26 protein-coding genes, 1 tRNA gene and 2 pseudogenes are annotated in these 23,154 nt (G+C 53.3%); 14 read left to right on the forward strand and 15 right to left on the reverse strand.

The genetic code is table 11. The features are described from left to right. Positions 1 to 6: 6 nt before the first annotated feature. The 3 genes from IB213_RS09615 to IB213_RS09625 all read left to right on the forward strand — a co-directional run bounded on the left by IB213_RS09615 (position 7) and on the right by IB213_RS09625 (position 1,921). A complete protein-coding gene (locus IB213_RS09615; RefSeq protein WP_191723889.1) occupies positions 7 to 360 on the forward strand; it encodes a PilZ domain-containing protein in 354 nt (117 codons plus the stop codon). A gap of 77 nt (positions 361 to 437) precedes the next feature. After that, positions 438 to 1,247, forward strand: coding sequence for a TatD family hydrolase (locus tag IB213_RS09620; RefSeq protein ID WP_192406121.1), 810 nt, complete (start codon positions 438 to 440; stop codon positions 1,245 to 1,247). Beyond that, on the forward strand, positions 1,244 to 1,921 hold the full coding sequence (locus tag IB213_RS09625) for an ankyrin repeat domain-containing protein (RefSeq protein ID WP_192406122.1): 678 nt from the start codon (positions 1,244 to 1,246) through the stop codon (positions 1,919 to 1,921). The genes IB213_RS09620 and IB213_RS09625 overlap by 4 nt, the downstream gene beginning before the upstream one ends. A 110-nt stretch (positions 1,922 to 2,031) precedes the next feature. On the opposite strand, the gene msbA is transcribed toward IB213_RS09625, so the two are convergent. Continuing rightward, positions 2,032 to 3,783: a lipid A export permease/ATP-binding protein MsbA gene (gene msbA / locus IB213_RS09630; protein WP_225561061.1), complete on the reverse strand. Its 1,752-nt coding sequence runs from the start codon at positions 3,781 to 3,783 to the stop codon at positions 2,032 to 2,034. Between the two features lie 167 nt (positions 3,784 to 3,950). On the opposite strand from msbA, the gene tolB reads away from it, so the two are divergent. The 5 genes from tolB (at position 3,951) to IB213_RS09655 (ending at position 7,604) form a co-directional block, all read left to right on the forward strand. Then, positions 3,951 to 5,273 (forward strand): Tol-Pal system beta propeller repeat protein TolB, encoded by a 1,323-nt coding sequence (gene tolB, locus IB213_RS09635; RefSeq protein ID WP_192406124.1) that lies wholly within the window; start codon positions 3,951 to 3,953, stop codon positions 5,271 to 5,273. A 72-nt stretch (positions 5,274 to 5,345) separates the two neighbouring features. After that, entirely contained in the window at positions 5,346 to 5,867 is a 522-nt protein-coding gene (gene pal / locus IB213_RS09640; protein ID WP_191723894.1) for a peptidoglycan-associated lipoprotein Pal, read from the forward strand. A 3-nt stretch (positions 5,868 to 5,870) separates the two neighbouring features. Then, a complete protein-coding gene (gene ybgF, locus IB213_RS09645; RefSeq protein WP_192406125.1) occupies positions 5,871 to 6,623 on the forward strand; it encodes a tol-pal system protein YbgF in 753 nt (250 codons plus the stop codon). Further along, positions 6,623 to 7,447 (forward strand): ThiF family adenylyltransferase, encoded by an 825-nt coding sequence (locus IB213_RS09650; protein WP_192406126.1) that lies wholly within the window; start codon positions 6,623 to 6,625, stop codon positions 7,445 to 7,447. The genes ybgF and IB213_RS09650 overlap by 1 nt, the downstream gene beginning before the upstream one ends. Positions 7,448 to 7,528: 81 nt before the next feature. After that, positions 7,529 to 7,604 (forward strand) — tRNA-Lys (locus IB213_RS09655). Positions 7,605 to 7,719: 115 nt separating this feature from the next. Here IB213_RS09655 and IB213_RS09660 read toward each other — a convergent pair. The 8 genes and pseudogenes from IB213_RS09660 to IB213_RS09695 all read right to left on the reverse strand — a co-directional run bounded on the left by IB213_RS09660 (position 7,720) and on the right by IB213_RS09695 (position 15,103). Continuing rightward, a complete protein-coding gene (locus tag IB213_RS09660; RefSeq protein WP_192406127.1) occupies positions 7,720 to 8,820 on the reverse strand; it encodes a tyrosine-type recombinase/integrase in 1,101 nt (366 codons plus the stop codon). A 1-nt stretch (position 8,821) separates the two neighbouring features. Further along, positions 8,822 to 9,040, reverse strand: coding sequence for a DUF4224 domain-containing protein (locus IB213_RS09665; protein ID WP_192406128.1), 219 nt, complete (start codon positions 9,038 to 9,040; stop codon positions 8,822 to 8,824). Positions 9,041 to 9,089: 49 nt separating this feature from the next. Beyond that, the gene (locus IB213_RS09670; RefSeq protein WP_192406129.1) at positions 9,090 to 10,814 is read right to left on the reverse strand and encodes a DNA cytosine methyltransferase; all 1,725 of its coding nucleotides are present in this window, start codon (positions 10,812 to 10,814) and stop codon (positions 9,090 to 9,092) included. 251 nt (positions 10,815 to 11,065) lie between these two features. Then, positions 11,066 to 12,043, reverse strand: coding sequence for a DUF4928 family protein (locus tag IB213_RS09675; RefSeq protein ID WP_192406130.1), 978 nt, complete (start codon positions 12,041 to 12,043; stop codon positions 11,066 to 11,068). A 2-nt stretch (positions 12,044 to 12,045) separates the two neighbouring features. Beyond that, entirely contained in the window at positions 12,046 to 13,314 is a 1,269-nt protein-coding gene (locus tag IB213_RS09680; protein WP_192406131.1) for a DNA cytosine methyltransferase, read from the reverse strand. 217 nt (positions 13,315 to 13,531) lie between these two features. Continuing rightward, positions 13,532 to 14,535, reverse strand: a pseudogene (locus IB213_RS09685) (recombination-associated protein RdgC). A 213-nt stretch (positions 14,536 to 14,748) separates the two neighbouring features. Further along, positions 14,749 to 14,889, reverse strand: a complete 141-nt coding sequence (locus IB213_RS09690; protein ID WP_192406132.1) for a hypothetical protein — start codon at positions 14,887 to 14,889, stop codon at positions 14,749 to 14,751. A gap of 10 nt (positions 14,890 to 14,899) precedes the next feature. Further along, entirely contained in the window at positions 14,900 to 15,103 is a 204-nt protein-coding gene (locus tag IB213_RS09695; protein WP_191724805.1) for a hypothetical protein, read from the reverse strand. A gap of 311 nt (positions 15,104 to 15,414) precedes the next feature. Between IB213_RS09695 and IB213_RS09700 the strand changes: the two genes are divergently transcribed. Beyond that, positions 15,415 to 16,938 (forward strand): PLxRFG domain-containing protein, encoded by a 1,524-nt coding sequence (locus IB213_RS09700; protein WP_225561062.1) that lies wholly within the window; start codon positions 15,415 to 15,417, stop codon positions 16,936 to 16,938. A gap of 19 nt (positions 16,939 to 16,957) precedes the next feature. Here IB213_RS09700 and IB213_RS18080 read toward each other — a convergent pair whose 3' ends face one another. The 3 genes and pseudogenes from IB213_RS18080 to IB213_RS09715 form a co-directional block, all read right to left on the reverse strand. Continuing rightward, positions 16,958 to 17,374: a hypothetical protein gene (locus tag IB213_RS18080; protein ID WP_225561131.1), complete on the reverse strand. Its 417-nt coding sequence runs from the start codon at positions 17,372 to 17,374 to the stop codon at positions 16,958 to 16,960. A gap of 193 nt (positions 17,375 to 17,567) precedes the next feature. Continuing rightward, positions 17,568 to 17,951 (reverse strand): annotated as a pseudogene (locus IB213_RS18390) (KilA-N domain-containing protein); the annotation flags it as partial. Continuing rightward, positions 17,935 to 18,129 carry an Arc family DNA-binding protein gene (locus tag IB213_RS09715; RefSeq protein ID WP_370551205.1) on the reverse strand — a complete coding sequence of 65 codons (195 nt, stop codon included), beginning with the start codon at positions 18,127 to 18,129 and terminating at the stop codon, positions 17,935 to 17,937. The gene IB213_RS09715 and the pseudogene IB213_RS18390, both read right to left, overlap by 17 nt. Positions 18,130 to 18,241: 112 nt before the next feature. On the opposite strand from IB213_RS09715, the gene IB213_RS09720 reads away from it, so the two are divergent. Then, positions 18,242 to 18,640: an Arc family DNA-binding protein gene (locus IB213_RS09720; protein WP_192406136.1), complete on the forward strand. Its 399-nt coding sequence runs from the start codon at positions 18,242 to 18,244 to the stop codon at positions 18,638 to 18,640. Positions 18,641 to 19,014: 374 nt separating this feature from the next. Here the strand turns inward: IB213_RS09720 and IB213_RS09725 are convergent, their stop codons facing one another. The 3 genes from IB213_RS09725 to IB213_RS09735 all read right to left on the reverse strand — a co-directional run bounded on the left by IB213_RS09725 (position 19,015) and on the right by IB213_RS09735 (position 20,717). Then, positions 19,015 to 19,599 carry a hypothetical protein gene (locus tag IB213_RS09725; protein ID WP_192406137.1) on the reverse strand — a complete coding sequence of 195 codons (585 nt, stop codon included), beginning with the start codon at positions 19,597 to 19,599 and terminating at the stop codon, positions 19,015 to 19,017. A 68-nt stretch (positions 19,600 to 19,667) separates the two neighbouring features. Further along, the gene (locus IB213_RS09730) at positions 19,668 to 20,015 is read right to left on the reverse strand and encodes a KTSC domain-containing protein (protein WP_225561063.1); all 348 of its coding nucleotides are present in this window, start codon (positions 20,013 to 20,015) and stop codon (positions 19,668 to 19,670) included. 108 nt (positions 20,016 to 20,123) lie between these two features. Further along, a complete protein-coding gene (locus IB213_RS09735) occupies positions 20,124 to 20,717 on the reverse strand; it encodes a DUF4124 domain-containing protein (RefSeq protein ID WP_192406138.1) in 594 nt (197 codons plus the stop codon). A 127-nt stretch (positions 20,718 to 20,844) separates the two neighbouring features. Here IB213_RS09735 and IB213_RS09740 point away from each other — a divergent pair, with 127 nt between their 5' ends. The 4 genes from IB213_RS09740 (at position 20,845) to IB213_RS09755 (ending at position 23,124) form a co-directional block, all read left to right on the forward strand. After that, positions 20,845 to 21,099: a type II toxin-antitoxin system Phd/YefM family antitoxin gene (locus tag IB213_RS09740; RefSeq protein ID WP_192406139.1), complete on the forward strand. Its 255-nt coding sequence runs from the start codon at positions 20,845 to 20,847 to the stop codon at positions 21,097 to 21,099. Continuing rightward, a complete protein-coding gene (locus IB213_RS09745) occupies positions 21,096 to 21,362 on the forward strand; it encodes a Txe/YoeB family addiction module toxin (RefSeq protein ID WP_192406140.1) in 267 nt (88 codons plus the stop codon). The genes IB213_RS09740 and IB213_RS09745 overlap by 4 nt, the downstream gene beginning before the upstream one ends. 120 nt (positions 21,363 to 21,482) lie before the next feature. Then, positions 21,483 to 22,532, forward strand: a complete 1,050-nt coding sequence (locus IB213_RS09750) for a hypothetical protein (protein WP_192406141.1) — start codon at positions 21,483 to 21,485, stop codon at positions 22,530 to 22,532. Then, positions 22,513 to 23,124, forward strand: coding sequence for a hypothetical protein (locus tag IB213_RS09755; RefSeq protein ID WP_192406142.1), 612 nt, complete (start codon positions 22,513 to 22,515; stop codon positions 23,122 to 23,124). Before IB213_RS09750 ends, IB213_RS09755 begins: the two co-directional genes overlap by 20 nt. Positions 23,125 to 23,154: the final 30 nt, after the last annotated feature.

The following is a 23,154-nucleotide window of genomic DNA, read 5'->3' on the forward strand; positions in this document are numbered from 1 at the left end:
ATGAGCATGCAGACCCCACCCCCTCGCCCCAGTGTGTTGCAACTGGCCCTGAAAGAAAAAGGGGCTTTGTATGCGGCCTACATTCCCTTGTTTGCGGATGGCGGTATTTTCGTTGCAACCCCACGAGACTTTCGCCTGGGCGACGATGTCTACGTGCTGTTGACGCTGCCTGAAGACACTCAGCGCTACCCTATTGCAGGCAAGGTAGGCTGGGTCACACCGGCCGGTGCCGGGGGCAATCGCACGCAGGGCATTGGGGTGTGTTTTCCCAAAGATGAAAAATCTGTGCAGCTGAAAGCCAAGATTGAACAGATTTTGGGCACTGCCATTGCTTCGGACAGGCCCACGCAGACCCTGTAGGCCAACAGCGTTTTTTCTTGCCATGCCGGCTTGGGGTGCTCCTGAGCCGGCATTGTTTTTTGTACGATCGATCACTGATGTTTACCGATTCACACTGCCACCTGAACTTTCCAGAACTGTCCGCCAATCTGCCGGCTATTCAGGCCGCCATGGCCGAGGCACAAGTCACACGGGCGCTGTGTATTTCTTGCACCATGGAAGAGTTTCCTGAGGTGCATGCCCTGGCCATGGCGTATGACAACTTGTGGTGCACAGTGGGAGTGCACCCTGATACCGAGCACATGACCGAACCCAGCGTGCAAGATTTGGTCGAGCGTGCCGCCTTGCCCCGCGTGGTGGGTATTGGCGAGACGGGCTTGGACTACTACGGGATGCAAGAGCGCAAGGGCGGCCGCACGATTGCCGACATGCAGTGGCAGCGTGAACGCTTTCGCACCCATATCCGCGCTGCACAACAGTGCGGCAAGCCGCTGGTCATTCACACCCGTGCGGCGCAGGAAGACACCATCCGCATCCTCAAGGAAGAGGGTGAAGACGGCTCTGCAGGCAGCGCAGGCGGTGTCTTTCACTGCTTTACCGAAAGCCTGGAGGTGGCCAAGCAGGCGCTGGATCTGGGTTTTTACATCTCGTTTTCGGGCATTGTGACGTTCAAGAGTGCGCAATATTTACGCGATGTAGCCGCCTTTGTGCCTGCTGACCGCCTCCTGATCGAGACGGACAGTCCTTATCTGGCGCCCATGCCCTATCGCGGCAAAACCAACAGCCCCGCATACGTGCCGTTTGTAGCCAGGCAGGTGGCGCAGGTGCGCGGCCTGTCGGAGCAGGAGGTGGCGGACATCACCAGCCATAATTTTGACCAACTGTTTAAAGGCGTGGTGACGGGATGAAGCGGCGTACCTTGTTGCAATCTTTCAGTGCATGTGCGCTAACTGGCTCCGCGCTGGTAGCGCGTGCCGATGCGTTCACCGACTTTCAGACCGCCATTACGCGCGATGATTTCGTGCGCATGCGCAAGCTGCTGCAACAGGGCATGGACCCCAATACCGTGGATGAGCGCGGCCGGCCAGGGCTGGTCAAGGCCATGCAGCTAGAGTCTTTGCGCGTGGCTCAGGAGTTGATCAAGGCCCCAGGCATACGTATCAATGATGCCAGCGCGTCGGGTGAGACAGCTTTGATGCATGCCTGCATCAAGGGGCACATTGATGTGGTCAAGCAGTTGCTGGCGCTGGGTGCACGCATCAATCACCCGGGCTGGACGCCGCTGCACTACGTGGCCAGTTCAGATACAGAGCACAGCGTGGCCATTGCGCAGCTGCTGCTGGATCAACACGCGTATATCGACGCCGAATCGCCCAACAAAAGCACGCCGCTAATGCTGGCTGCCCAATATGGCTCGGAAAAGATGGTCAAGCTGCTGCTGGATGCGGGGGCTGATGTGCAGCTGCGCAATGAGCTGAATCTGACGGCGGTTGATTTTGCCCGCCGCTCCGAGCGGGAATTTATGGTCAAGCTGCTGGACACGGCTTACCAGGCAACGCGCAGAAGCAAGGCCTCCTGGTAATTGATAAATCAATAAAAAGAGCGGCTAACGCTTACCCAGTAATCACTTCAAATACATTTAATACGCAAAGTGTTGCTGTGAAAGCGTTGGCTGCTCATTTATTATTTAGATCAGTGGCCGCCACTGTGCGCTTGCAGGCGTGCGTACAGGCCGTTCAGGACCAGCAGCTCAGCGTGCGTGCCTTGCTCGGCGATGCGGCCACGCTGCATGACCACCACGCGGTCGGCATGCTCAATGGTGGACAGGCGGTGAGCAATCACCAGAGTGGTCCGGCCTTGCATCAAGGTCTGCAGCGCTTGTTGCACCAGCCGTTCTGACTCGGTATCCAGCGCGGATGTTGCCTCGTCCAAAATCAAGACCGGGGCATTCTTGTACAAGGCGCGCGCAATCGCCAGCCGCTGGCGCTGGCCACCAGACAGCTGCGCGGCGTTGTGGCCAACCTCAGTGTGAATGCCTTGTGGCATCAGGCGCACATGTTCGGCCAGATTCGCAGCCTCCAGGCTGGCCCAGACGCGCGCTTCATCCATCTCGCCACCCAGTGCAACGTTGGCAGCAACGGTGTCGTTAAACATGACCACGTCCTGGCTGACCATGGCAAATTGGCTGCGCAGGTAGTGCAGATCCCAGTCTTGCAGGGGCACGCCGTCCATGCGTATCTCACCCGAAGTCGGGTTCAGAAAACGGGGCAGCAAATTGACCAGTGTGGTTTTGCCTGCGCCCGAAGGACCCACCAGTGCAACCACCTCCCCAGGGTGTACTTGCAAGCTGACGTCCTGCAACGCAGGCGCTTTGTCATCCCCAAAAGAGACTCCTACATTGCGCAATTCAATCGCACCCTGCACGTGATTGGGGCGCTGTGTGCCGCTAGATTCAGGCAGGGTGTGGTCCAGCAGGCTCAGTCCGCGCTCCAGCGCCGCAACACCGCGTGTGATGGGGTTGGCCACGTTGGCCAGGCGGCGCATGGGGGCAATCAGCATCAGCATGGCGCTGATGAACGCCACAAAACTGCCCACCGTAATATCCCCTGAAGGATTGGCCCGGCTTTGCCACAGCGCGATGCAGATCACCGCTGACAGCGCAAAAGCGGCAAACAGCTGTGTCAGCGGTGTCATGGCAGACGAGGCAATCGTAGACTTGATGGCCAGGCCGCGCAGCTTGCGGCTGATGGCTTGAAAACGGCGCTCTTGTTCAGCCTGTGCCCCGTGCAGTCGCACCATGCGGTGGGCCAAAAAGTTTTCTTCCACCACGTAGGCCAGCGAATCGGTCGAGTTCTGGCTGTTTTTGGTAATGCGGTACAGCCGCTTGGACAGGGTGCGCATGATCCATGCAACGCCTGGAACCACCACACCCACAATCAACGTCAGCTGCCAGTTGAGGTACAGCAGGTAACCCAGCAAGGCCAGCAGTGTGAAGCCATCGCGCGATAGCGTGATGAAGGCGCTGACCAGCTGGTTGGCGCCCGTTTGCACTTCATACACCACAGTGTTGGACAGAGAGCTGGCAGTTTGCGACTGAAACAGCCGCATGTCGGTGTTCTGTACCCGGCGAAACAGCACCTCCCGCAAGCGCAGCATGGCGTCATTGGCAATTTGCGACAGTGCGTACTGGGCCAGAAACTGCGCAACACCCCGCAGTAAAAAAACCCCAATGATGGCTATGGGCACCATCCACAGATTCAGCGTTCCCTCAGAAAAACCACTGTCTAGCAGGGGCTTTAACAGGGCCGGAATCATGGGCTCGGTGGCAGCGCCAAGCAGCGTTGCCACAATGGCAACAGTCCACGCCAGCTTCTGGTTGCCAAAGTAGGGCGCTACGCGCAGCAAACGCTGCTTGAGTGACAAGTCAGAGGGGGCGTTTGTCATCAAATGGTGATTTTTTTCTGGGGTCTGCATGTGGAAAGTGATTCTACGTGCCCGCTCTGCAGCCTCGCTATACACATTGACACAGCAACAATGTGATCACATGCCTTGAACTGTGTGTAACATCATAGGAAGTCCCGGGAGCCTGATCCGGTACATGATGGCTGCGCATGAATACTGAACCTCAAATTCTCACATCCCCTCTCCGAGCGGTCGTACCGCTCACATCGCGTCGAACCCTGCTTGCCGCAGTGGCTGCAACGTCAGCGTTACCTGCTCTGGCGCAGTTCCGCGTGGAAGTAACCGGCGTTGGCCTCACCCAGCTTCCGATCGCTTTGCCCGCATTCCGTGGCGAAGAGGGTGCTCCCCAGAAGATTTCCCAAATCATCCGTGCCGATTTGGAGCGCAGCGGTCAATTTCGCAATGTTGATGCAGCAGGCGTGGCACTGGATGAAACTTCGCGCCCTGAGATGGCCCAGTGGCGCCAGCGTGCCGCTGATGCACTCGTTACCGGAAGCGTGACACGTTTGGCAGATGGCCGTTTTGACGTGCGATTCCGTTTGTGGGATGTTGTCAAAGGTCAGGATCTGGGTGGACAGGGTTTTGCAGTCACGCAGGCTGATCTTCGCTTGGTTGCTCACCGTATCGCTGATTTCGTTTACGAAAAACTCACCGGTGAACGCGGCATCTTCTCGACACGCATTGCATACGTAACCAAAGCTGGCAAACGCTATGTGCTGTGGGTGGCAGATGCGGATGGTGAAAATGCCCAGTCTGCGCTGTCGAGCAGCGAACCCATCATTTCTCCGGCATGGTCGCCCAACGGCGGCGAGCTGGCATATGTGTCATTTGAAGCACGCAAGCCCGTGGTCTACGTGCACGATGTAGCCAGTGGTCGCCGTCGTCTGGTGGCCAACTTCCGCGGATCTAACAGCGCACCAGCTTGGGCTCCAGATGGTGCGACTTTGGCAGTAACGCTGACGCGTGATGGACTTTCGCAGCTTTATCGCATCAGCTCGCATGGCGGACAGCCCACACGGCTGACACAAAGCAACGGTATCGACACAGAACCCGCCTTCTCTGCCGATGGTAAAACCGTTTACTTTGTCAGTGATCGTGGCGGCTCGCCACAAATTTACAAAGTGGCAGCCACGGGCGGGTCCGCGCAGCGCGTGACCTTCTCCGGAAACTACAACATTTCGCCTACCGTCAGCCCTGATGGCCGGTGGTTGGCCTACATATCACGCGTAGGTGGTGCATTTAAGCTGTTCGTCATGGAGCTGGAGTCGGGTAATGCCACTTCCGTCACCGACACTTCTGATGATGAAAGCCCAAGCTTTGCGCCCAACAGCCGTCTAATCGTTTACGCGACCAAGCAAGGGGGCCGTGAAGCATTGATGACAACCACTTTGGATGGCAAGATCAAAGCGCGATTGGCTGGGCAGGGCGGTGAAATTCGTGAACCTGACTGGGGTCCTTATCAAAAATATTGAATTTACGTAAACCTTTGTGAATGGCTTGCGTTCTATTAGTGACCTAGCATACCTAGGCAAGGAGAATTTTTGATGATTACGTTTAAGCGAGTTTCTATCGCATTGTCTGTAGCTGCCTTGTTGGCTGGCTGCTCTTCCGGCGTGAAGTTGGATGAAAACGCCGCTGCTGGTGCCAACGGCGGTGCCAACACTTCTGGCGCAGCCAGCGGTGTGGCAGGCGTGGACTTGACCGGTTCCCAAATCGATGCTGACGGCGGCCCTCGCGGCGTTGGCCGTGTGGTGTACTTTGACTTCGACAGCTTCATTGTGAAGCCGGATGCTCAAGGCCTGGTTGATGCGAATGCACGCTTTATCAAGGCTGACCCTTCGCGCAAAGTGACTGTTGAAGGTCACACCGACGAGCGCGGTGGCCGTGAATACAACTTGGCATTGGGCCAAAAGCGTGCTGAAGCAGTGCGCCGCTCGCTCAACTTGCTGGGTGTTAGCGACAACCAGGTTGAAGCAGTGAGCTTCGGTGAAGAAAAGCCTGCGGTATCTGGCAACAACGAAGCTGCCTACTCGCAGAATCGTCGCGCTGAACTTTCTTACCGTTAAAGCATGAGCATTCGCAATGGATTTTTGCGGATGAATGTTCGTGCACTGGCTGTGATTGGCCTGTGCACGGCATTTGTTCATCCTGCATACGCTTTTTTGGAAGATGCGGAAGCGCGTCGTGCCATCTTGGAATTGCGTCAGCGCTTTGATAGCAGTGCTGAGGAAGCCGCACAAATGCGTCGGGGGATGCTGGATTTGCAGTCGCAAATTGAATCCATGCGCCGCGAAATGGCTCAGCTCAATGGTGCTAAGGAGCAGCTTGAGCGGGAAGTCTCCGAAATCCAGCGCCGTCAAAAAGATTTGGCCGCTGGTGTGGATGACCGGCTGCGTAAGTTTGAACCTGTCCGTGTCCAACTGGATGGTCTGGAGTTCACTGCCGACCCTGCGGAAAAGCGTGATTTTGACGCTGCGTTGGAGAAGTTTCGCGCAGGCGAGTTCGCAGAGGCACGCAAAACCTTTGCAAGCTTTGTCAATACCTATCCAAGTAGCGGCTACCTGCCATCTGCAAGGTTTTGGTTGGGTAACACGCAATACGCAGGGCGTGATTACAAAGAAGCCATTGCCAACTTCCGATCCATGCTCAAAGCAGCACCTCAGCATGCCCGTGCTGCAGATGCAGCCTTGTCCATTGCGAATTGCCAGCTGGAATTGAAAGACACCAAGGGTGCGGTAAAGACACTGCAAGACTTGGTCAAAGACTATCCTGCCTCTGAAGCTGCTTCAACAGCAAAGGAACGTCTTCAGCGTTTGAAGTGATGAGTTCATCTGAGATAACAAGCAACACCATCGCCGGCTTAGCCGGCGATGGTTTTTTTGCAGACGCTGATCTTCAGCGCCGATTTGGTGGGCTGGAGCGCCTCTACGGTGTCGATGGCGCGGCCCGAATTCGCCAAGCACATGTGGCGGTAGTTGGTGTGGGCGGCGTCGGCTCATGGGCAGTCGAGGCGCTGGCTCGCAGTGGTGTGGGCACGTTGACCTTGATTGATCTGGACAACGTGGCAGAGTCCAACATCAATCGCCAGATTCATGCGCTGACGGATACGGTGGGTAAAGCCAAAGTCGAAGCAATGCGCGAACGCATTACCCAAATCAATCCACTGTGCACAGTGCACTGCATTGAAGATTTTGTAGAACCTGATAATTGGCCAAAAATTCTGCCAGCAGGTGTGGATGCCGTGATCGACGCTTGCGATCAGGTCAAAGCCAAGCTTGCCATGGCGCAATGGGCGCGCCGCAGTAAGTCTATGTTTGTCAGTGTGGGTGCGGCAGGGGGCAAGCGGCTGGCGCACAAAGTTGAGATCGATGATCTTTCCAAAGTCACGCACGATCCTTTGCTGGCACAACTGCGTTATCGTTTGCGCAAAGAATTCAATGCTCCCAAAGAGGGCAAGAAAATAGGCGTAACGACAGTGTTCAGTCGTGAGGCGGTCCAGCAACCCAGTGCTTCATGCCAAGCAGTAGTGACTGACGGTTCATTGAATTGCAGTGGCTATGGGTCAGTGGTTGCGGTGACTGCTACATTTGGACAATGCGCTGCAGGCTGGGTCCTGGAGGAAATTGCGAGCAACTTAAAAAAATAGCACGAATTTGAAAAATCACCAAAAAAGCGATGCTACAATTGATTTATTCGCTGATCAGATGAATAGTTTGATTGGCAGGTAGGGCCTTTAGCTCAGTCGGTAGAGCAGCGGACTTTTAATCCGTTGGTCGCGAGTTCGAATCTCGCAGGGCCCACCAAAGATTACAGCCCCGTGTAGCAATACACGGGGCTTTTTCTTGCTCTCAATATTAAAGCAATCCGGCTCACTGAGTAACCCCCGCTGTTCCGCAATTCGCAGGGGTGTTCCGCAATTCACCTGAGCAGCTTCACCTTTTTCCCGATCTTGTGCCGGATGTAATGGGCTGTCATCCCCTCAGTGGTATGCCCCAACAGCGCCTGGGCTTCGCGGATTCCAACGGCTTCATCAAGGGCGGTCGCGGCAGTGGCTCGCAGATCGCGGAACTGAAACTCCGCCTTTGGAATTCCTGCAGCTTCTCTGGCTGCATCAAAACGGTCGCGCAGCATGTGCTTTGACAAGCTCAGTCCTGATTCATTCACGAGCAGCGATAGAGCGCGGACTTTGAACCGTGATTTGTACGCCTGAATTTCAGCGAGTAGATCGGCAAGTGCGCCACTGACTTCGATACGAAGTTTGGCAGCTGTCTTGCCCTGGCGAACGTGCAGCAGCCCTTGGCTGATATGGCTCTCACTCATGCGCAGTACATCTGCTGGACGCTGCCCGGTGAGGTGAGCCAGGCGCAATGCGAACTGCAGTGGCTCCGATGCATGAGCAAAGATCCTCTCCAGCACTTCATCGCTGATGACGACGTCCCGGCCTTGCTCTTTGAAACCGCGAATGCCCGCGCAAGGGTTTGGCGATTTCGTCAGTCCTTGCTCACGTGCGAAATTCCACATGTGAGAAAAGAGTGCCTTTTCTCTGTTAGCTCGGACTTGGCCAAGGTTCTCAGCTATGGCCGCAAGAGGTTTTCCAGCCAACTTGCGCTCAGTATTCTTTGCTTCAGCCAGCTTGCGAGCCTCAGCTGCACGCCAATCCATGTATTGACGAACGTGCACAGGTTCAATGCTGTCGAGAGGTGCTGGGGGATCGCCAAAGAACTTCAGAAGCCAATCCAGTTCCTTTTCGTTATCAGAGCGTGTGCGAACGGCCTTGGTTGGAAACACTTTGGCTCGGTATTGAATCGCAAGATCAACGAAGGTGTGAAGAGCTCCAGCTTCACGTTGAGCGGTCGTTAACTCCGCCCATTTCTGAACTGCAACGACGTAATCCGAGCCGAGAGAAATTTCCTTGCGCGGCTTTCCACCGGTATCCAGGTAGTAATGGATCTTTTGCCCGCGCTCACGGGCCCGCATCCCTTTGGGGAGGTTGGTCCATCGACTCGGTTTACGACCCATGTCAGCTTACCCCCACAACTTTTGGTGTCCACCGCTTTGCTGCGGGGGCAGGTGGATCCTCTTTCCGGCCCTCAACCACCCCACGTGTAACTACGGGGTGGCCGATAGCATTCACACGAAATGGTATTCCCATTGAACGCAGCAGCTCAATCTGACGTGATTTGCGTTTGCGCCCAGTGAGAAGCTCGAGCTCTTCGGAATTTAAAAACAGATTGCTCATGTTTTTACTCCATTAAAAAAGCCCCGACTTAGCGGGGCTTGGTGTTGAGTTAAGCGGCGCGGCGCAGTGCCTGCCGTTCGCTGTAGTTGGCTGCAACCAGTGCGTGTGACAGTGGCGGGCAAACGCTGTTGCCACACATGCGCACCTGGGCGGTCTTGGTGATCGACTCACCAGCCGCGCCGGTTTCAATTTGATAGCTGTCTGGAAAGCCTTGGGCCCGGAACAGCTCACGTGGTGTAAGCATGCGCAGGCCAATATCAACAATCGCGTAGGGCTCACCATGGACCATCACCAGGCGGAAGCGGTCGCGGGCAGGGATGGTGTGCAGCGGGTCGGGCAGCTCTTGACCGTCCTTGTCGCTGCCGTAGTACTTCACCAAGAAGGCGCGCACTTCACCGGCGTGGCCACCACCTGCGGTGAGCGTCGGTACCGGGTCTTCATGCGATTGCCCAAACTGGTTGTTGCGCAGTTTGATCATGTGGCTGGTCACAATCCCAGCCGCAGCACCTTGCGCCGTGATGGTGTTCAGCGGATCGACCACATCACGGATGCCGTGGCTCCAGCGCTTGGTGCCGTCCTTGCCTTCACCGTGGCCCATGTGTATGAGGTTGGTTGTCACAAGCCCCATGGTGTTGCCGGTACTGGGTCGCTTGGGCGTGCCGCCAGCCGTCACCGTGTGCACGGGTTCATCAACGGCGGTACCCACACTGCCCACGCGAAACTTGGTCAGGTGCGCGGTCACTAGGCTGTGGTGATCCACGGTCGTGACGGTCCCCGCAGGCTGCTCCAACTCAGTGCCCACCACTCCGGTGTAGTGCTTGGCCAAAAAGGCTTGCACAACCGCATGCTTTTGTCCGGCCACCACGGTACCCAGTGGTTTGTCCAGCCCGGGTACCCGTGGTGACTGCCCAGGGCGTTCGCCGTAGCCTGTTTGAATCAGCGTAGCCGCGACACCCGGAACAATGAATGGCTTCTCCGCTTCCATCACAAAGCGCACGATGCCTTTGGCAATGCGCCGGCAGGTGGCGTCGGCCAAGGGCTTAGAGCGCTCAAAGATGCTCGGTGCTGGAATGCTGCAGTCGATGCAATCCGCCGCGGTGCGCCATGGCTTCATGCCAGCTGGCACTTTGCCCTTGGCATCGGGCTTAGCGTGCGTGGGCTTGGGCCAAACAATCGGCAGACCGTCGCGCCGCGCCACCAGGAACAGGCGCTTGCGAATGGTGGGCGCCCCAAAGTCGCAGGCGCGCAGCTCTTTCCATTCCACCTTGTAGCCAAGGTTACGCAGCTCTTGCACCCACAGCTGAAAGGTTTGGCCCTTGCGTTCGGGGCAAGGGCGGTCATCCGCACCCAGTGGGCCCCACGTCTGAAACTCTTCGACGTTTTCCAACAGGATGAGCTTGGAGTGTGTGTCAGTTGGCAAGAGTGCCTTAACCCACTCGACCACCACCCACGCCAGTCCGCGAATCTTCTTGCTCACGGGCTTGCCGCCCTTGGCCTTGCTGAAGTGTTTGCAGTCGGGGCTGGCCCACAGCAGGCCCACGGGCTGGCCGTCAGTCACATCCAGCGGGTCCACCTCAAACACATCGCTGCAAAAGTGGCGCGTCTGCGGATGGTTGGCTGTGTGCAAACTGATCGCTTCGCGGTCGTGGTTGACAGCAATGTCAACGTGGCGGCCAATGGCCAGCTCCATACCGGTGGATGCGCCACCGCCACCGGCGAACAGATCAACCACCAGCTCGTTGTGCACTGGCAGGACAAATTGAGGTGTCAGCATGATGATTCCAGACGCAGAAAAGCCCGCGTGGTTTGCACCGGGCGGGCCGTCGGTTTATTAGTAAAAAGTGGTTCTAGCGCTTATGTAGCAAGCGTTAGTTGCCATCTAAGTTGAAGACTGTTTTATGTTTTTACAGCTGCGTTTTGCGCAGCGATGCTGTAAAGCAGTGGAGCAAAAAAGCCACCTCATAGGTGGCTTGGTTTATCGAGAGGAAAGCGTTATCTTTCCACTTTTCCTCAGTTTGTGAGCAGTTACCTGTCTCCGATTTCAATCATCAAACTACGATCTTTCTCAACGGTATCAATGAGATGATTGTAGATGTCGATAATTTTATGGAGTGTGTCTTTTCTTCCTGCTGCAGTGAACTTGCCTAATTCCATCACATTGCAAGCAATAAACTGCTCAAACTCCAATATATCTATTCGACCGTCATAGGCTCCATCTTTGGTATTTTCTATGAGGGCTTCAAGGACTAATGCACCTTTAGATGACGTAATAACGACCGGCTTTAAGCCAGCAGTCAAATTGTCGATGCATTTGTTGAACAAAGGCTCACCAGGCATGTTCGTGACGTGGAAAACCATGTCCTCGCAATCAAAGTCACCTTTACGACTAGACCCTGAATCGTTTTGATTTGAATGATGGTGAACGATTTTTCCTTCGCCTTGCAATACCTCAAGCTTGGCTCCAACCATGTGCTGCATAAGGGTCCCAACAAATTGTGATCCAGTGCTTTCTTTTTGTCGGATTTGCGCTTGGTGCACTATGTGGCGAATCGCACGTCGAGTGCCCCACCTTGAGTCAACGCTCAGAATAAAAGGTTTGCGGTCAAAAAAATCTTGTGCTTTGCTGACCCAAAATCTCTCGCATACCTCTAAATCAATTTCACCGCCATTTGCATATAACTCATTAAGCAAGCAGATGTAGTCAAGCATGAGCTGGATGCTGCCACGACTTGTGCGTCCACCTTCACTAGCTAGCTCACGCGTTATACCGTAGCGAGCAAGGACTCTTTGAGTTGCAGGCCCCCCAAGGCCTTTAACTTGCCCTTGCTTGCCAGTTTTCCAATTCTCAGCATCTAGAGGCCAAGTCAAAGTCATTGATGTCTGACGGTCCAGTGCCTGGCGATTTATAACCAACAGTGCAGCGATGGGTCCCTTATTACCGTTGACACCTTTGTTGGTGGAAAATTCTTCAAGCTGTGTTTTGAGATATTCCTCAGAATTCATGATCAAGCCGCTTTCCTCCATTTAGCTTTAATTTTTTTTGAGGTGTGAAGGATAGGTTCAAAAATGAATTTTGCAAGATGCCTTACTGCTGGCACTGCAACGCCGTCACCAGCGACATGATAGGCATCGTTGTAGTTGCTTGGCAGTTTGTAAGTGTCCGGTAGCCCCATAAGTCGAGCCGCTTCACGCGGGGAAAGCAGCCGTGTACGAACGGATTTTCCCTCTACGACAATTATTATTTGACGGCTAGAACCACCGGCAGGTGTGCGTAGGCACCCAGCAATGTCATCGAAGCGAACTTCAGCGCGCTGTACTTTTTTTCCGGTCTCGTCAACGCGAGTGCGTTTGTACATGCCACCAACTATGCGAATACCTGCATGTTTGGCAGCTTGCACTTTTTGTAGATTCGTAGGACTCATCATAGACAGCAGCTTCTGCGTTTTCTCGGGAGAGTCCCAGTTGACCGTTTCAGGGGGGTCTTCAATAAGGTCAGTAAATTTTTTCTGTCGTAATTCTGGGAGAGGCAGGTTCCACCAGATCCAATGTTTTTGAGCGTTTTGTGACAGGCCTTTGAATGCAGTCACCATTCTTTCTGGATGCCAAGGTTCTACTGGCGATACTGAAAGTAGTTCATTAGGTAGCTCAATATCAGAATGAACTCCTACGATAAAAACACGTGGACGAGATTGAGGCAGGAAGTGACGAGCATCGATCACCATTGCGCCAAACCTATAGCCTGCTTCTGCAAAGACGTTGCCGATGGCAGCGAAGTCCTCCCCCTGATGTGAGGTCAAAATTCCGTAAACATTCTCCAGGACGATTAGCTTTGGTGGACGGCCTTCATTCATTAGCTCGCGCATTAGTTGCCAAAAAGGCCAAAATGTGCCGGAGCGGGTTTGGGTTTTGTCCTTGGCTCTACCAATTCCTTTGTAGTCACCAGCTAAAGAGACATCTTGGCAGGGAAAGGAAGCCCAGACCAAGTCGGCTTGCGCGGGCAGGTTTTTGCTCGTAATTTTGTTGATATCTTCAACAATAAGCTCTTTGCCTCCGTCCCAGTTGTCACGATACACGCGTCCTTTCATTGCATCGAAATCATTGGCAAAGGCGCAACTCCAATCTGTGCCAAGCCCCTCGCGAGCCATTCCGCCACCGGCGAAAAACTCATAAAAAATGTTGCTGCTGGAGTGAGGGTGGGGTGCTATTGTTTTTTTCTGCTTACCCGAGTCTCGATTAATTTTTTCGTCAATCGCTTGGGCAATCCATGCGTTCATTGCCAGGCTATCTCCATCTTTATGGCAGAGATAGCTAATCGCTTCGCGCTGAGCAAGCGAAAGGCGAAGGCTAGTGCGGTGCGTAGTTGCAATACTCATCTGAAATCCAAAGTTTGGCGCCAATTTTTGGCCCCTCTGAAGGATAGCTCAGCTATCCCTGTCGTCAAGGCTGAATGGATATTTATTAGCAAAAGATAGAAGAAGCCTGTCATGTGCATCAGGACGGAGCGTCCTGCGTTGCTGTGTCGTCTGGCGCGCTGGCTGACCCAGTCACGGTGCCTGCGTGAGACACGCGAACTGCCAAGGTGGTGGCGCTGTGGGATGGCAGGCCAATTTCTGTACGGCCTTCGCCGCCCAAGGCTTCAATCAAGTCAGGGATCAGCTTTGCAAGCTCGCCCGTAGCAATGGCCACATCTGTGTCAAAGCCGCCTTCATCACCTGCCCGGTCCAGCACCGTGTCGGTGAAGTTCAGCTTCTTGAGCTGCAGGTTGTCCGTGAGCAAGAAGCTCACACGGTTATCCCAGGTCAGAGCAAGCTTGGTTGGCAGCTTTCCGTGCTCTACGTGCTGCTTTACCTCGTCAATATCCAGAGGGTGGCGGCCATAGCGGACCACGGACTTGGATTCATCGGCTGCTTTCAGTTCGCACTCGCGGTCAATGCTGAAGCCCACGGGTGCTTTCTGCGTCAACAGCCAATGGCCCATGGCTGCCTGGGCACTGGTTTGTGTGTCCAGCAGGGACACGCCAAATCCTTTGAGGCCTTCTACCAGCAACGTGACCACTTCGTCAGCCTTGCTTTGCGCGCCGGTATCCAACACCAGAAACTTCGATTGCGGATCGATCCACACCCACATGCTGCTTTGCTTGGTGAATGCCATGGGCAGCAAATAGAGCTTGGCCTCGTCTTTCAGGTCGCGCTTTTTTTCTTGCCGGGCTTGCGGCCAAACTCTTTTTCAATCGCGTCAGCCTTCTCCTGCACCTTGCGATTGAGCACGCTAGCGGGCAGCATTTTGGATTCACTCATGAAGCGCAGGATCCATTGGCCACCGACGCTTTCTGCCAACAGGCCGTGCTCTTCGCCGCGCGGAGGAATCCAGCCCTCTGCATGCTCTTGGGTCGCTCCGCAAGGCATGAAAGGTGTCTTTTGCAGAGCCTCTTCTAATTGCTCCAGCGAACCTTGCCACTGCTGGGCAATGCGATAGATGATCAGATTTGAGAACATAAATTCATTACTCTTTAGATATTTGTGACCACTGCAGCTGCGGCGGCGGCCATCGATGAAACGAAGAGCCACAAGAAGGCGTGGAACATCAGGCGCACAGGACACTCCAGGCGATAAAGGAAAGCAGGGCTGTCAGAAGCAAAAAAGCCCACTTGGTGGTGGGCTTTAGGCGGGGTTTAGAGCGTGGCATGCGCTGCAGCTGAGGGTGCGGAGTCATGCTGGACTTCCTGCAGCGGCAGTGATGACCCCGGCAATCACACCACCTGCGCAAAGCAGGCCGGCGGCGTATGCAGCGTCTCTGCTGGCGAAGGTGTCGGCACTGGCACGACCGTTGACTTTGAAGATGAATCGCATCGGGTTCTCCTTATTTGGCAACTGGTGGTTGAGGGCTGGTTTGGCGCGCGGCCTGCTCCAGCAGCCACGCTTTGGATGGCAGGTAAAGACTGCCTTCGTCTTCGGCTTTGAGGCGGCGCTTTGTCTCGCGCTGCTCCAGCGTTTCGGCGGGGGCGCTAAAAGCTGGGTGAGCGCGCCTTCGCGCTTTATTGAGTAAGGCGGTGTAGCGAGACATAGCGGGCTCCAGAAATAAAAAACCCGCCGTGCGTGTGCAGGGCGGGTGAGGAAGAAAGAGCCGGCGCCTTTCGGCATGCCATGGGAAGAAGAAGAGGGAGGGAGGGAGGAGACCCCCACGAACCGGCTGAAAAAAGGTTGATGGCGCCGTATGAGCCCCGGCTTTCTGACAAGAGGGAGGGGGTCGACTTTCACGCCTTGCAGGGAGGCAAACCCCTGTCACGATTGCCATCATTCCTGTGCCCTGGCTGCCAACTCCAGGTGGAACGGCTAACTCCCGAAGGTCTCCGTCTCTGCACTTGCACAGGAATCATGGCCCTCTTGCGAGGACCAGGCCGGGATTCCAACCGGCATGACCGTTGTTGTGGGCCGTCTTCGCCCAGCGGTTTTTCTTTTCTTGGCACCGCGCCTCACCCCCGTATTCAGCCCCAGGGTTGGACTTTGCGAGGCCTTTCCCGGATCGCGCTTGTTTGTCCCAAGCGTGGCAACAAGTACGAGCCGGATCTGGCGCACGCTTTGCGCATGGCCGAAGACGATGGCGTGGTGTCTCCACAAGAAATCCACCAGCTGATGGCCCAAGCCCGTGGCGCTGGTGGCCTGCGCACCGGCGACGGCACCAAGCTGGGCGATGCGCGCGCCGCGGCATCCAACGCTTGGGAGAAGGGCAAGGTGGCATGGGGCCAGCCCTTTGCGCTTGCCGAGCAGTTCAACCGCCGCAGCACCTTTATTGCGGCCTACCGCCTGGCACGGGACAACGGCATGGACAGCCCTGCGCAGTTTGCCCGTGATGCGGTGGTCGAAACGCAGTTTCTGTACACCAAAGCCAACAAACCCCAGTGGGCACGTGGCGCTGTGGGCGGCACTTTGTTCACCTTTAAAACGTATTCGGTCAGCTTTCTGGAGCTGATGCAGCGCACCTGGAACGCAGGTGAGGCGGGTAGCCCCGAGCGTGCGGCCGGCCGCCGTGCTGTGGGCTGGGCCATGTTGATGCTGATGCTTATGGGGGGCGCTGGTGGTATGCCTTTTGTGGAAGACGTGGAGGACTTGGTGGACGGTGTTGGCCAGATGATGGGCTACAACCTTAGCTCTAAGCAGTGGCGCAAAGACTTGATGCGCGAAGTGCTGGGGGCCGAGCTGGCCGAGTTCATGGATTCGGGCCTGTCTGGCATGCCGGGCGCGCCCATTGATGTGTCGGGCCGCCTGGGCATGGGCAACCTCATACCCGGTACCGGCTTGCTGCTGTCCAAGCAATCGAACACCCGCGATGTGGTGGAGATGATGGGCCCAGCCGGTGACCTGGTGGCGCGCGGCTTTTCTGGTGCCAAGTCAGTGGTGTCTGGTGTGATCAACCGTGACGCAGCCAGCATTGGGCGGGGGGCCATGGAGGTGATGCCCAATGCCGTGCGCAACGCGGCCAAGGGTGCAGACATGGCCGCCAGCGGGATCTATAAGGACACCAAGGGCTACAAGGTGGTGGATACCTCTTTGGACGAAGCGCTGTGGAAAGCCATCGGCTTTCAGCCGCGCAGCGTGGCCGAGGTGCAGGAGAGCAACAGCTTCATGCAGCGCGCCAAGAGCTTTTACACGCAGACCAGCAACGACATTCGCGCTCAGTGGGGCAAAGCTTTGTTTGAGAAAGACGAGGCTGGTGTCGTGCGGGTGCGCGAACGCTTGGCCCAGTGGAATGCGCAAAACCCCGACCAGCCCATACGCATCAACATGCCAGACATATGGAAGCGGGCGCGGCAGATGGGGAAGGACCGTACGGCACGGATTGCAGATACCGCGCCCACTGCGATCCGGCAGCAGATGAGGGACTACGCAGCGCGGGAGTAAGTCCCGCGCCTAAGTGCACTCAGCGCGTATTGCCTGCGCGCCCGCCGCGGCCTTGCCAGCGGTTGAGCATGTGCATGGCAGTGTGCATTTGCCCCAGCGCTTCATCCACCTCCGTCCAGCCGCTGACCAGTAAGTCGCCCAGCACTTGTGTCGCCTCGTACAGGTCTTGGCGCGCAGTGCCCGGCAAGCAGTCACCCCAGATGCGAATGTCAGCCACGATGCATTTGGTAACTTCAATGGTGCGGCCAGTGGCTGGGTATGGATTGGCGGGGTCGAAACGGTAGGTGCCTGCGGCTGGGGGCAAGTGGCGCAGTTGCAGTCGGGGCAGGGCAGAGGGCTTGGCGGCCTCGCTGACTACATCGCCCGCGTAGCCCTTGGGTAACTTGGCAATCAAATACCGGCGCGCTTCCAGATGCTGGGTGGCGGGCAACTCCAAGGGGCAACTCCAAGTAGCTGTTGACTTGATACTTGTTCTGGAAACGCTTCCAAGTCTCGCCGTAGGTTTGTACGCCTGCTTGAACGATGGCCGCCACAATCTCTTTGAGGTCTTGCGCTTGAGCGGGGCTAATGCGGTCGTAGTCAAGGCGCATTTGAACTGGTTCAGATTGAGGCTGAACTACATCCAAGAATACACGAATCACCTTGAGGTGGAATGCCGCGCTGATCCAGGCTGCGTAGGCGATGACCAGCTCTTTGCAGGCATAGGTACCGCCGTTGTTGCCACGCTTGGCTTCAAATGCCGGAATTCCGGCTTTTGAAATTTCACCGATAAGTCCCTGGGTTTGATCAATGTCGAGAAAGTAGTTGGGCCGATGCTTGGCTTCTGCTCCGCTAGCCTTATGCAAGTCTGTGAGGGAGTACAGGCCATTGATCTGGTGAACGCTTGTACCTGCTACGGTCAGTGCTTTAGAATCTGACATGTTGATTCCTTGATTGAATGCTTGGTTTTTGACACTCAACGCCTCGGAGCTTCGACCTTCCGGGGCGTTTCCTTTTTCAGGCCTGTTTTTCATGCTGGGCCTCTTTCGGTTGCTCGCCTTCTAAACCACGCTTGATGAGGTAGAGGATTTCTGCATTCAGAGTTCGCTCATTTTGAGCTGCGCGCACCTTCAGCTCTTTGCGAAGACCGTCTTGGTTGAAGCGCATCAAAAACTTATCTGCTGTCGCGCTGGGGGGGGGCTGCTTTGTCACGTTTCAACTCCTTTAAACAAGTCACGGTGACTCGTTCTTTGGAATTTATGTCACGGTGACTTCTTTGTCAATGAGTATTTGAAGTCACCGTGACGCTCTATATACTTTGAGCATGGCAACTGACACTCCAACAACAGGCAGAGACTCTGACAAGTTCATGCTGAGGCTTCCAGACGGCATGCGCGACCGCCTAAAAGAGGTTGCAAAGTCCAACAACCGCACACTAAACGCCGAGATCGTGGCTCGGCTCGATGAGAGCTTTCACAAAAGCGGGTTAAAGCTAACGTCACCGACGCATCAAACCTTAAGAAAGGTCATGGAGCGCGCCGGGATAACCGAGGAAGAGGCACTGGAGCGACTTGTTTTGCAGGGGTATGCGTCGCTGGAAAACAGGAATGTTCTTGTTGTACGAACAACAGCCGATGCGACTCTAGATGACATGATTCGCATGATGAAAGCTGCGAAGAATTTTCTACCTGATATCTCTGAGGCTTACATTGAAAAAGACTAGCCCTCCTCGGAGTAAGCTGCCTATAGAGATGTAAGAGATACTATTTCCCAAAAAAAAAGCCCTCTTCCGAGGGCTTTGCTATTTCTGAAATTGGGTCAGTCTTGAAGAAATCCTAGCAGAACAGTATTTCCAACATCAACACACGCGTAGGGTATTGTTTCAAAGACTTCCGTATCAATTTTTTTCAAACTGTCATAGCGGGCTTCGGTCTAGCAACCGCTGGCGGCACCACGTCCAGACCCGGCAGCTGAGGCGCCTGAGTCAATACAGTACCTGTGTCACTGCCTACGGATGCTATGGAGAGACAACGACAGGCCTGCCTAGCATCGCGACATCAGTAGAGATGGCTATATTAGAGAATTTTATTTCTTTGCTTAATTGCTTAAGTAATTATCTATGTCATTAATAAAGAGACCGAGTATTTGCCCTCGCTTTAGACCTTTGTTGGAATGACCCAGATCTTTTCGTATCGCTAGAAGTAGGTCTTCAACTTCAAAAAGAACTTGATAATTGGGTTTTTCTTCTGTTTGAATAGAGGATTTTCTAAATTTTGACCATGCCAAGAGCAAGTCATCGGAACCCCATATAACAAGATTTTCAGTAATCCAAGCCATTTTTTTTATTATTTCTTTCTCTGTTAAAGCTTCTAGTCCAATTTTTTCGGAAAAAGCAAATCTAAAAACAAGCTTTACTATTTCCTCGTATATAGGTGTTTTTCGCTCTCTGTGCTCTCTAATAACTAGAGATTTCTGTTCTAAGCGTTTGGCGACTAATACTGAAACGACAGAAACAATGACTGTTGCGGTTGCTGCCACTATGCCTGCACCGACAGTTGGGTTAACTTCTGCAAAAATTTTCCATAAAAGTTGAAAAATTTTAACTATGAGAAAAATTACGAGTCCGAGTACGGTAATTCCGAATGTGAAAGACGTAAAATTAAGTGGAGTATTTTTTTTCATTATTTATTTAATGCATTTCAATTTTATTGACAAATGAATTGTTTATTAATAATTAATTACATTGAAAATTAATTTCGATACTTAAATGGTACCAAATGAGTTCTGCAGTCGAAAGGCCCATCGTTTCCATTTCCACGAATATTGGTTTGGAAAAACTTGTTTTTAGAGCTGGCACTCTGTAACTTCGCCACGGTCGATGCGTCTATCTCGCAGTAGTGGTAGTAGGTGCGGTCGAGCTTGATGACCATGTACCGCTCTTTTTGGTCGTAGCAGATGCGATTTACGTTGCTGTCACCATGCACGTCTGTACACGTGAACGCATCCAGTGAGACGGGGCCCTGGTATTTGACTTGAACGGTTTTTGCGCTGGCCATCTGGCTCATCAAGGCCAGTGCGGTGAGGACGATGAATCGCAATGGTGGCTCCTGTATTTATTTGCTCAAGCGTAGTTGGGCCAACTTACTGCCTCCCGACAAGACGATTGCATGCAAGGCTCACATACGCTTAGCCTAGGGTTGGCTTGTTTAGTTGCAGTGCACCATATTGCCTACCGTGCGGCAGCTCTGGCCGTTGGGCCCGACCATATTGCCGCGGCCAGTATTGAAGTAAGTGTCTCCTTGGTTGCCATAACAGTAAGAGCCTTTGCAATGAGAAAGGTTAGATGGTTGCGGTGGTGGTGGTGCAGGCCGCAAGCGTTGCTCGGCGCGCCTCTCTTGTTGACGTTGCTGGCGAGCGGCCTCTTTTTGGGCAAAGCCGCTGCCATTGGGGTGCAGTGTTGAAATTGTGGCGCGATTGCCTGGGCCAGTGCCTGCTTGCCCGGAGCTCTGGCGGGAGGGTGCATATCTAGGCATGGGCGTGGAAGGTGCGTAGCCGTAGTTGGGGTTGGACAACTGGCGGGCAGCTTTGGCGTTGAGTGCCTGTTGGTGCTGCATTTCTTGCTCATAGGCCTGTTCATAGGTCAGCCCCTTATGTGCAATGGCTGCCTTCTCGTTAGAGCGACAAGGTTTGTCTGAAAACGTGTTCCGCCCATGCTGGTCGGTGCATTTGAATACTTGGGCGTGGGCTGCTGTGCCAAATGCTGCAAGTAGCAAAGCCGTTGCAATGCTTTTGTGAATCATGCGGTTTCCTCCTCGCTGACTCTTAACTTTAGCAAATGCGCGCTCAGCTAGGGCTGCAAGAAGCAGCCACGCATAACAGATTTGGCGCAAACATGTACAATATGTGGTACGTATTAAGGAGTAGGTTATGCATGTAGTGAGCTTCACCCAAGCGCGCAGCGAGTTCAAAGGCGTGATTGATCGCGTGGTGGCTGACTGCGACGTGACACTCATCCACCGCCGTGATGGTGAGAACGCAGTCTTGCTGTCTGAGTCCACTTACAACAGCATGCTGGAGACCCTGCACCTGATGCAAAGCCCAGCCAATGCGCGCCGTTTGATGGCATCTGTGGAGCAAGACCGCAAGGGCGCGGCTAAAAAGCAAGCGCTGATTGAAGAGTGAGCCGCGCGATCAAGTTCCTGCCCAATGCCTGGGAGGACTATCTTTACTGGCAAGGCCAAGACAAGAAAACGCTCAAGCGCATCAACATACTGCTGACGGAAGCTGCACGCGATCCGTTCGTGGGCACCGGCAAGCCGGAGCCGCTGGTGGGCAATCTGGCAGGCTACTGGTCACGGCGCATTGATCAAACCAACAGGCTGGTGTACCGCGCCACTGACGATGATGTGGTGGTGCTGGCCTGCAGGTACCACTACGACGATTGATGAAGTTAAGCCCTCGGAAGAGGGCTTTTTTCTATGCATAGCGCGGATGCTGTATATTCGTACAGTATCGTACTGTAACAAAACGTCTAGAATTTCTGATCGATCTTTCTAGGAGTTGAGATGGCAGTCGGCAAGAAGCCCGTGACGATTCACTATCGTCGTTTCGATAACAGTTTTATGTCAGATGGGCGAACTCTTGAAGAGCTCGTACATTCGGCAATGAACTCAATTGTTGATGGTGCGAAAATTCGAGCACGGTTTACGTCGAGACTTCAAGTCTTAGGGGAGCACAACTATTTTGTGAATTTCTTCGAAGAAAAAAGTGGACAAGTTGACATAGCATTTGGCGACATTCTGCATTTTACTGAAGGGCATATGCAGGCACTTTTCAGAAAAGTAAGCAACGATGCTGAGAAAGTTGAAGTTCGCCAAATGCCTGCACCAGAAAAGGCAGAGTATGTCCACTCACAAATGTTTTGGATGATAAAAGGTAATCATGCTTTTGTTTTGCAAAGTCAATCACTGAAAACTAAAGATTTGGAGGATTATCTTTCTTGGCTTTTGCAAAAGAAAACACGAGTTCTGCAAAGTGATGTTCCGATAGTGTTAGCCTCGCAGTTTGACCAAAGTGTGATTGGCGGTGATATCGGTGACATCCAGGAAATAATTATTGGTGGCGTAGCTACAAAGCCAGCGAATGAGCCTGATTTAAGAAAAGAATCAGAAATTATCAATAAAGAAAGTACTATCACTCAAGAGAATAATCTTGATTTGAGAAATGTTGCGGGTTGGGATACTGCAAGAAAAATATTAGTAGAACTTCTTGGCAGTGATGCTCGTGTTGATAGTTTATTAAATGCAGTTCCACAAGATGTCGATCTACGGGTTCAAGTGCATATTGGTTATCAAACAAAAAAGAAAAAAATTGATAGAGTTGCACTTAAACAGATTGAAACAGGTATACGAAATATGCCTGACAGTCAAATTCAAATTAAATCAAAAGGACAAAGTCGTGGTTTTGATGGGACAATCAGATTGCATCATAATGCAAACATTGATTTAATTAGGGTGCAAGAAAGAAGTGGCACATTATTGGATCCAGTTGATGTTCAACGGGCGATGGTAGAAGCGTACTCTATCTTCGTAAGTAATGGAAAAATATCGCCTTAATAAAATTATTGTTTCACTGCTAATTCCGCTTGTTGTAGGTGGGGTTGCAGCGAAATTTTCCCCTCTTTCTTTGTGGTTTGATATGAAAGAGGGGTTAATTGCATTTCTTGGTTTTTTGGCGGCTTCTGTAATTCAGGTAATGGTTGTTACAGCCAATTTTTTGCAGTCCGATAGATTAAAACCAGTTGAAGCAGAAAGACTTTCAAAAGAGTTAACAAAACAGCAATATTTTTGGATAGGACTTCTACTGTCCTGTGTTATCTCTTTGGTTTTTGTTATTATTGGCTCTGCACTAAAGTCCCATGTGGGAAATAGCACTATATTTGATGGAAAAACATATGAACTAACTATTTCTTGGTCAGCAGTTGTTGTGTTTTTTATATCCGCAAGTGTGGCATTTGTTTTTTACAAAATGTTCACATTGATTTTTGGTATGCTTTCACTTCATAAGCTCCGTAGTGAACTAGTTATTGCTGCAGCAAGACGGGAAGCTGAAGACAATGCAAAGATAATACAAAATTCAGCTCAACCTTCATCTACGTTTGTGCCAGAAGGTTATGGCTCAATAGTTGAGCCACCTAAGGTGTTTTAAATTTTCAATCACTAATAGTTTGATGAATAA

Origin of the sequence: Comamonas sp. CMM02, assembly GCF_014851485.1 — a bacterium.
In the GTDB taxonomy this organism is placed as follows: domain Bacteria; phylum Pseudomonadota; class Gammaproteobacteria; order Burkholderiales; family Burkholderiaceae_C; genus Comamonas; species Comamonas avium.

Excerpts from the sequence above, each read along its gene's own strand:
- IB213_RS09615 (WP_191723889.1), top strand. The coding sequence starts at position 7 with ATGCAGACCCCACCCCCTCGCCCCAGTGTGTTGCAACTGGCCCTGAAA.
- IB213_RS09620 (WP_192406121.1), top strand. The coding sequence starts at position 438 with ATGTTTACCGATTCACACTGCCACCTGAACTTTCCAGAACTGTCCGCC.
- IB213_RS09625 (WP_192406122.1), top strand. The coding sequence starts at position 1,244 with ATGAAGCGGCGTACCTTGTTGCAATCTTTCAGTGCATGTGCGCTAACT.
- msbA (WP_225561061.1), bottom strand. The coding sequence starts at position 3,783 with ATGACAAACGCCCCCTCTGACTTGTCACTCAAGCAGCGTTTGCTGCGC.
- tolB (WP_192406124.1), top strand. The coding sequence starts at position 3,951 with ATGAATACTGAACCTCAAATTCTCACATCCCCTCTCCGAGCGGTCGTA.
- pal (WP_191723894.1), top strand. The coding sequence starts at position 5,346 with ATGATTACGTTTAAGCGAGTTTCTATCGCATTGTCTGTAGCTGCCTTG.
- ybgF (WP_192406125.1), top strand. The coding sequence starts at position 5,871 with ATGAGCATTCGCAATGGATTTTTGCGGATGAATGTTCGTGCACTGGCT.
- IB213_RS09650 (WP_192406126.1), top strand. The coding sequence starts at position 6,623 with ATGAGTTCATCTGAGATAACAAGCAACACCATCGCCGGCTTAGCCGGC.
- IB213_RS09660 (WP_192406127.1), bottom strand. The coding sequence starts at position 8,820 with ATGGGTCGTAAACCGAGTCGATGGACCAACCTCCCCAAAGGGATGCGG.
- IB213_RS09665 (WP_192406128.1), bottom strand. The coding sequence starts at position 9,040 with ATGAGCAATCTGTTTTTAAATTCCGAAGAGCTCGAGCTTCTCACTGGG.
- IB213_RS09670 (WP_192406129.1), bottom strand. The coding sequence starts at position 10,814 with ATGCTGACACCTCAATTTGTCCTGCCAGTGCACAACGAGCTGGTGGTT.
- IB213_RS09675 (WP_192406130.1), bottom strand. The coding sequence starts at position 12,043 with ATGAATTCTGAGGAATATCTCAAAACACAGCTTGAAGAATTTTCCACC.
- IB213_RS09680 (WP_192406131.1), bottom strand. The coding sequence starts at position 13,314 with ATGAACGCATGGATTGCCCAAGCGATTGACGAAAAAATTAATCGAGAC.
- IB213_RS09690 (WP_192406132.1), bottom strand. The coding sequence starts at position 14,889 with ATGCGATTCATCTTCAAAGTCAACGGTCGTGCCAGTGCCGACACCTTC.
- IB213_RS09695 (WP_191724805.1), bottom strand. The coding sequence starts at position 15,103 with ATGTCTCGCTACACCGCCTTACTCAATAAAGCGCGAAGGCGCGCTCAC.
- IB213_RS09700 (WP_225561062.1), top strand. The coding sequence starts at position 15,415 with ATGGCCCTCTTGCGAGGACCAGGCCGGGATTCCAACCGGCATGACCGT.
- IB213_RS09720 (WP_192406136.1), top strand. The coding sequence starts at position 18,242 with ATGGCAACTGACACTCCAACAACAGGCAGAGACTCTGACAAGTTCATG.
- IB213_RS09725 (WP_192406137.1), bottom strand. The coding sequence starts at position 19,599 with ATGAAAAAAAATACTCCACTTAATTTTACGTCTTTCACATTCGGAATT.
- IB213_RS09735 (WP_192406138.1), bottom strand. The coding sequence starts at position 20,717 with ATGATTCACAAAAGCATTGCAACGGCTTTGCTACTTGCAGCATTTGGC.
- IB213_RS09740 (WP_192406139.1), top strand. The coding sequence starts at position 20,845 with ATGCATGTAGTGAGCTTCACCCAAGCGCGCAGCGAGTTCAAAGGCGTG.
- IB213_RS09750 (WP_192406141.1), top strand. The coding sequence starts at position 21,483 with ATGGCAGTCGGCAAGAAGCCCGTGACGATTCACTATCGTCGTTTCGAT.
- IB213_RS09755 (WP_192406142.1), top strand. The coding sequence starts at position 22,513 with ATGGAAAAATATCGCCTTAATAAAATTATTGTTTCACTGCTAATTCCG.